We start from the raw sequence: 5,231 nt of genomic DNA, 5'->3' as shown, positions 1-5,231 counted from the left end.
GAGAACGGTTAAATATGAAGAAGTTTATTTGAAGCAGTATGACAGCGTACAGCGCTTGCTACTGGGATTGACCGACTACTTTATGTTTTATAATGAAGAACGGCCCCATCAATCATTAGGCTATGAAACGCCCAGTGTGGTCTACCAAACTGCCACAGGAGGCGGTGCGAAGATTGTGGATAAATATGGAATGACTGAAACAGTAATTCTCGTATGAAAAAATGGGACAGCGCCATTCAGCTGGAGTGTGAACAGGGCTCTATCTTAAATTAAGATATTATTTGTCTGGACAGAGGGGTCCACTTTACTTTTTAGTTTTAATCAGAAAATAAATAGCGGGCGGAATTAAGTTAAGATTATTTTCACGCAATAAAAATCAAGTGCCTTCACGGATTGTTAAGTTCGTATTTGTTGGAAATTTGGGGAGCCCCAATTTAAGAAAATGAATACCATATTTGGTAAACAGGCTAATTATTTTTAATGATTAGCCAACAGTTGGATTTTTATTTGCTGTAGAAGCTGCGGCGATAAATACATGCTGTGCTGTTCAGTCAATTGCCGTATCTTTTGCCAAGCTTGTTCAGGGCTCAGTACGCTTCGCTTTTCCAGAAAAAGTAATAAGCCTAACCTACCAATCACATCAAGCCTCAGGCGTTGCGCCTTACGCCGTGCCAATAAATCATCCAACACGACATAATCGACCGCTATTTCTTGCGCTAAAACGATCGCTTCAAGCTCACCTTGATGCAGTCGCCCTAAAGCACCCTGCACATAAGCCTCTCCTGTTGCTGAAAGTGTACGAACCTTTATAAACGGGGGCAGCTTATATTCAGGTAATCATAAAATCGATTCCCAATTATTTAACAAAACAATATTTCCAAATTGAGAGGTTTTATTAAAGTGCCTTTTATCGGCAGTAATAAAGTAACAGTTGTTAGTGATTGCCAGTGCGTGATAACACGCATCATAAAACGAAGGAAATCCGGATTTTGTATGCCCGGTTTCGCAAATTTCAATGGTTTTTTCTATACATGATTTATCCAATTCAACTAATTGTAATTGAGTTGCTTGAAAATCTACGATAAGTTGATAGGCTGTTGATGTAGAAAATCCATTGATTTTTGCGATAGATAATACTTCGTATAAAAACAAGCCGGGCACAATAACGCGATAGTCTTGTAGGGTTAATGCACTAATTAGATCAACGGCTTGTTGACTATCAGATTCTTGCAAAAATAATTTATTAAATACGCAAGAATCTAAAACAACTTTATTTACCATGGCTTGTTTGTGCGTCTATTAACTGCTGCTCTTTTCCCTCGCGTAACATGGCAACCATTTCTTCTGAAGAGAAAGGCGCTTTTACGGGTTTTATATTTCTTATATGGTTAAGAAAATGTCTTTTGTTTTTATTAAGGCTTTCATCACGCACTCCCTGTTGTATGGATAACGGGTCTTTGTTTTCAAAGCAGGCAATTTCTGGTAAACCGTCCATAAGGTCATTATGTAATTCAAATGAACGTTTTTCTTCCGATAACATTCTCTCAATTGCTCGTTGGACAAACTGCTGCACATTACCGTGTTGTAAAACTTGTTGTCCTAATTCATCAGGTAATTCAATTGCCAGTTGCATGTCATATACTCCAATAGTGTCTGTTAATACCCAAGTTTTGGATGTTAAATTTAAACGCTTGCAGCCATTATATAGCCTCATGAAAGACAGCCAAAATTGGCATTTTCTGATCTTTAAGGCGTTAAGGCAGAATGTAATCTGGTCTGTCAGCACTCATTTGCGGGTACTCTCAATCGATCTATTCGGCCTGTCTGAGATTATCTTAAAAAGCGTTTATTTCAGCTCGAATAGTAAATGCTTTAGTTGCCGTTATTGATAATACGGTTTAATGGGGTTCTTTTGCAATGTTAGCCCATACTTTGACAGATAGACCAGCTATTTTTCATGTAATTCTTGGATAACTGCCTTGGGGGCATAAATATCATCGATACAGTCAGCTAAAAGTTTAAGGCTATTTACTTTGCTTAAAAAAATGATCGGGCTGGTATTCAGTATAATTTTCACGGATATTTATAATTTTTCTACAGTGCGAATATCGTCTAAAACACATTCATCGTCCATGATATAGCCTTGATTGAAATGTTCTGCTAAGCGTGTTTTAAAGCCGTCAAAATCCACTTTATCGGTTTCACTCTCTTCATTGACAACACGGAACACGGTTACTTGCGTATCGGCAACACATGATTATTAAACCAAGTACGCAGTAATGTCGCTTGTACCAAGTCTCGCCGTTCCATTAAACCGATACCCATTTCTATCTCAAGCAGTGTCACCACAGATATAAACAAATCAGTCGGTACAACGCTATCTGCCCAGGCTTTTACATTGGGATTGATTTTTCCCGTTTTCGCTTTTCTTAGTTCAGAAACGACATTAGTGTCCAGCAATAAGCTCACGATAAATCAGCCGGATTAAAAAGGTTGGACGCCAAGCGGGGGGCTCAAAATCAATAGCTGCAGCGTCGGGCATCGCGAGTAATTCGGCAATACTGAGTTGTTGTTTATGTTGCTGCAAGTAAAAGGCTATTATTTTTGTCAATGCTTCTTGGGCATTTTGAGTATGACTGACGGCAATCACTTTATCTATTAATGCGTCATCCAGGGTAATTGTGGTCATGGCTTTACTCCGTAATATTAAACAACTTACTGTTGTAAGAAGCCTTGTTGGTACTGTTTTAGGGCATTAAGTTGAGCCGGGTTATGGTTGATTTTATCATCAATGCTGTTGAGAACATAGGCGCTGTTTTTATGCCGCTGGTGTGGTGCCCCTGCATTGCCGTTCCGCGTAGGGTAACAAGTCAATTGGTTCAGATTTGTAGTTGCCAGAACTGTAATTACTGCCTGAATTATGGTTAGTCTGGCAACCTTTACGCGCCCATTTATCTTTAGCCTTTCAATTTTTTAAACCAGCTGAATAATTTGATTGAGCTGCTCGCAAACTTCAATAAAAAAGTCATCCTGCAATTTTCCCAAAGGATGCGGTTTTGCAGCACGCATTCGCCAATCGAAAGATTTGGGTTGATGACAAAGTACGTAACTGGGTTTTTCAAGCTTACGACCTGAGGCTTTGCCGACGGCAACTGCAAAAGGATTATCGGCATTACACGCGGCTGTGGTCATTGGTAAGCCAATAACCAGCGAGGTTTTGTTGTTAAAAATTTGCGGTGATAACACCAAAAAAGGATGAATATCTCGCATTTCTTGCCCGACTTGAGGGTTACAATCAATCCAGATAATATCTTGACGATCAGGTAACCAAACGCCGGTTTTTTTTACCATTGTTCTGCGCCTAACCTTTCTTGTACCACCATGGCTTCACCACCATGCCGTTTAGGGTCAAAAGCAGCCAAGCGCTGTTCCAGCGTCAACGGTTTATTGATTATCGGGGTAATAATAATCTGGCCTTCAACAACGGTTAAGCTCACGCTTTGATGGACTTTTAGATGAGCCTCGCGGGCTACCGCTACCGGTAAGCGTACCCCTAAATTATTACCCCACTGTTTTATATCCAACACAACTTCAGTCATAACAAGACCCTTCAATAATATACATTTATACATTAGTTTAAACATATCTGGTTGCTTGTTCAATAAATATTGCTACCAGGCTAACTTTACTGATAACAATTTGAAAAATATTACTAGCGATATGCCGCTGTTTGAGCGGTAGGCGAAGCCGGAAGCGAGTTTAGATAACTCAACAGCCACCCATTTTAGCTGGTGCTTGTTCAGTATCCCGCCATACCTTGGTGCGAATGGATTTTTGACTGATATCGTCACGATTTTTCCATATCCTGCATAGTTTAAAAAACCAGTGTCAGATGTTACTTCGTTGGACTGCTGTTTCTGTTACGTTGGAGCTTGCTTAAGCCAATAAAATAACTTTAATTCTTTTTCCGTTCCATGCTTGTTGATTGCCGAGTAAGATAATTACTCTATTATGGAGGGTCGTTTCAAATTCGACTACGTTAATGTTTTTGCTTTTGTTGGTTGGTGATGGGTTAGCTTAAGTTTGCTGTTAAGCCGTTAGCTATAATCAATGCCATTGCGCTGGAATCGGCAAGTTGTACGCAGTCAATTGAGGCGTTGATGTAGGTTTCCGGTTTGATACCCGAATAATCAATATAAAAATAGTCATTTGACAGGGCAATCATGTCGAAAAATAAACGTGTAATACGTCCGTTTAATTCACAAAATGGATGCAGGGCGATTAACTCACATTTGAAGTGCGCTAATTGCCGCGCAAACTCAATTTTAGAACCGTTAAACTTTTTTAAATAATTGACTTTTGCCAGCTCGGCAAAGATTTTATGTGAACTGGCGGCAACGTAAGCGCCCTGACAAAAACGGCTGGAGCCTTTGGACATGTTGAACTGTCGATAGTCTCCAGCCCATTCGTACAATCCTTCAAAGGTTCTGCGGTGTAAGGCTTTAAAATAAGCTTCGTCAAACAACGTGTCATCAGTCAATTCGTGGTAAAAAACTTGATAAGCTTCTTCAAGTAATTCACGTTCTAATTCGTGCAATTCTTCCGTGCTGGTTATACCGGGTTTATTACGCGGAATATCGGTTCCCTCAAGGTAAATTGAGCTACTTTCCAGGAGATACTTGGATGCCATATTGTTGCCGTAATTGTTGAATTTTTTGAATGACTTCGGCTGCGGCTGGCTTATAACCTTCTATTGCTTGGGTTGTTTGAATAACCTTTTTAAGTGTAATCATATTAATCGGGGTTTTATTCATTGTTCAACAGCCTCATTGGTTATGCATTTTTTGAATATCTTAACTAAGGTAGCCACTTAAATTGGCTATTTCATGGCTACATCATACCAAATTAGCCACTTTAGGAGAGGGAATTTTATTGGGTGAGCATTAATTTACTGACGGCTATTACCCGTGAAACGATGTTGAGATTTTAATTTTGGATTAACTACCGCTGTTTGAGCGGTAGGCGAAGCCGGAAGGGAGTTTAGATAAACTAATGAACCACCCAAACAGGGAGGTTTGGCTTGCAGGGAGGCAAGGTGTTTAAACATTAGACATCTTTCCTAAATACAGCCATAGCGTAAGTTAACAAGAGCAGCCACTAAATTCCATGTCAAGGAGTAATGCTTGTGTTTGCCCCGATAAACATCTTTGGCAATCCTGAAAATTTTGCAT

At 39.7% G+C, this 5,231-nt stretch carries 12 protein-coding genes; 1 reads left to right on the top strand and 11 read right to left on the bottom strand.

Annotated features, from left to right (window positions below; translation table 11 throughout):
* Positions 1 to 217, top strand: a 217-nt coding sequence (locus N7974_RS20070; protein ID WP_262967307.1) for an integrase core domain-containing protein, incomplete at its 5' end; no start/stop codon positions are given.
* A gap of 260 nt (positions 218 to 477) precedes the next feature.
* On the opposite strand, the gene N7974_RS20065 is transcribed toward N7974_RS20070, so the two are convergent.
* The 11 genes from N7974_RS20065 to N7974_RS20015 form a co-directional block, all read right to left on the bottom strand.
* Positions 478 to 771 (bottom strand): hypothetical protein, encoded by a 294-nt coding sequence (locus tag N7974_RS20065; protein ID WP_262967306.1) that lies wholly within the window; start codon positions 769 to 771, stop codon positions 478 to 480.
* A 66-nt stretch (positions 772 to 837) separates the two neighbouring features.
* Positions 838 to 1,281 (bottom strand): type II toxin-antitoxin system VapC family toxin, encoded by a 444-nt coding sequence (locus N7974_RS20060; RefSeq protein WP_262967305.1) that lies wholly within the window; start codon positions 1,279 to 1,281, stop codon positions 838 to 840.
* Entirely contained in the window at positions 1,271 to 1,633 is a 363-nt protein-coding gene (locus N7974_RS20055) for a hypothetical protein (protein ID WP_262967304.1), read from the bottom strand. The genes N7974_RS20060 and N7974_RS20055 overlap by 11 nt, the downstream gene beginning before the upstream one ends.
* A 450-nt stretch (positions 1,634 to 2,083) precedes the next feature.
* Positions 2,084 to 2,230 (bottom strand): hypothetical protein, encoded by a 147-nt coding sequence (locus N7974_RS20050; protein WP_262967303.1) that lies wholly within the window; start codon positions 2,228 to 2,230, stop codon positions 2,084 to 2,086.
* A gap of 2 nt (positions 2,231 to 2,232) precedes the next feature.
* Complete coding sequence (locus tag N7974_RS20045) at positions 2,233 to 2,469, bottom strand: PIN domain-containing protein (RefSeq protein WP_262967302.1); 237 nt, start codon at positions 2,467 to 2,469, stop codon at positions 2,233 to 2,235.
* Positions 2,447 to 2,689 (bottom strand): type II toxin-antitoxin system VapB family antitoxin, encoded by a 243-nt coding sequence (locus N7974_RS20040; protein ID WP_262967301.1) that lies wholly within the window; start codon positions 2,687 to 2,689, stop codon positions 2,447 to 2,449. The genes N7974_RS20045 and N7974_RS20040 overlap by 23 nt, the downstream gene beginning before the upstream one ends.
* Before the next feature lie 284 nt (positions 2,690 to 2,973).
* Positions 2,974 to 3,351, bottom strand: coding sequence for a type II toxin-antitoxin system PemK/MazF family toxin (locus N7974_RS20035; RefSeq protein WP_262967300.1), 378 nt, complete (start codon positions 3,349 to 3,351; stop codon positions 2,974 to 2,976).
* A complete protein-coding gene (locus tag N7974_RS20030; RefSeq protein ID WP_262967299.1) occupies positions 3,345 to 3,599 on the bottom strand; it encodes an AbrB/MazE/SpoVT family DNA-binding domain-containing protein in 255 nt (84 codons plus the stop codon). The genes N7974_RS20035 and N7974_RS20030 overlap by 7 nt, the downstream gene beginning before the upstream one ends.
* A gap of 473 nt (positions 3,600 to 4,072) precedes the next feature.
* Positions 4,073 to 4,690 carry a Fic/DOC family protein gene (locus N7974_RS20025; protein ID WP_262967298.1) on the bottom strand — a complete coding sequence of 206 codons (618 nt, stop codon included), beginning with the start codon at positions 4,688 to 4,690 and terminating at the stop codon, positions 4,073 to 4,075.
* Positions 4,662 to 4,814, bottom strand: coding sequence for a hypothetical protein (locus tag N7974_RS20020; protein ID WP_262967297.1), 153 nt, complete (start codon positions 4,812 to 4,814; stop codon positions 4,662 to 4,664). Before N7974_RS20020 ends, N7974_RS20025 begins: the two co-directional genes overlap by 29 nt.
* A gap of 134 nt (positions 4,815 to 4,948) precedes the next feature.
* Entirely contained in the window at positions 4,949 to 5,107 is a 159-nt protein-coding gene (locus N7974_RS20015) for a hypothetical protein (RefSeq protein WP_262967296.1), read from the bottom strand.
* Positions 5,108 to 5,231 lie beyond the last annotated feature (124 nt).

Source organism: Methylobacter psychrophilus (assembly GCF_025583945.1).
Lineage (GTDB): Bacteria > Pseudomonadota > Gammaproteobacteria > Methylococcales > Methylomonadaceae > Methylobacter_C > Methylobacter_C psychrophilus.
Note: the sequence above shows the minus strand (reverse complement) of the source record. Positions and strands in the feature narration are given on the sequence as shown.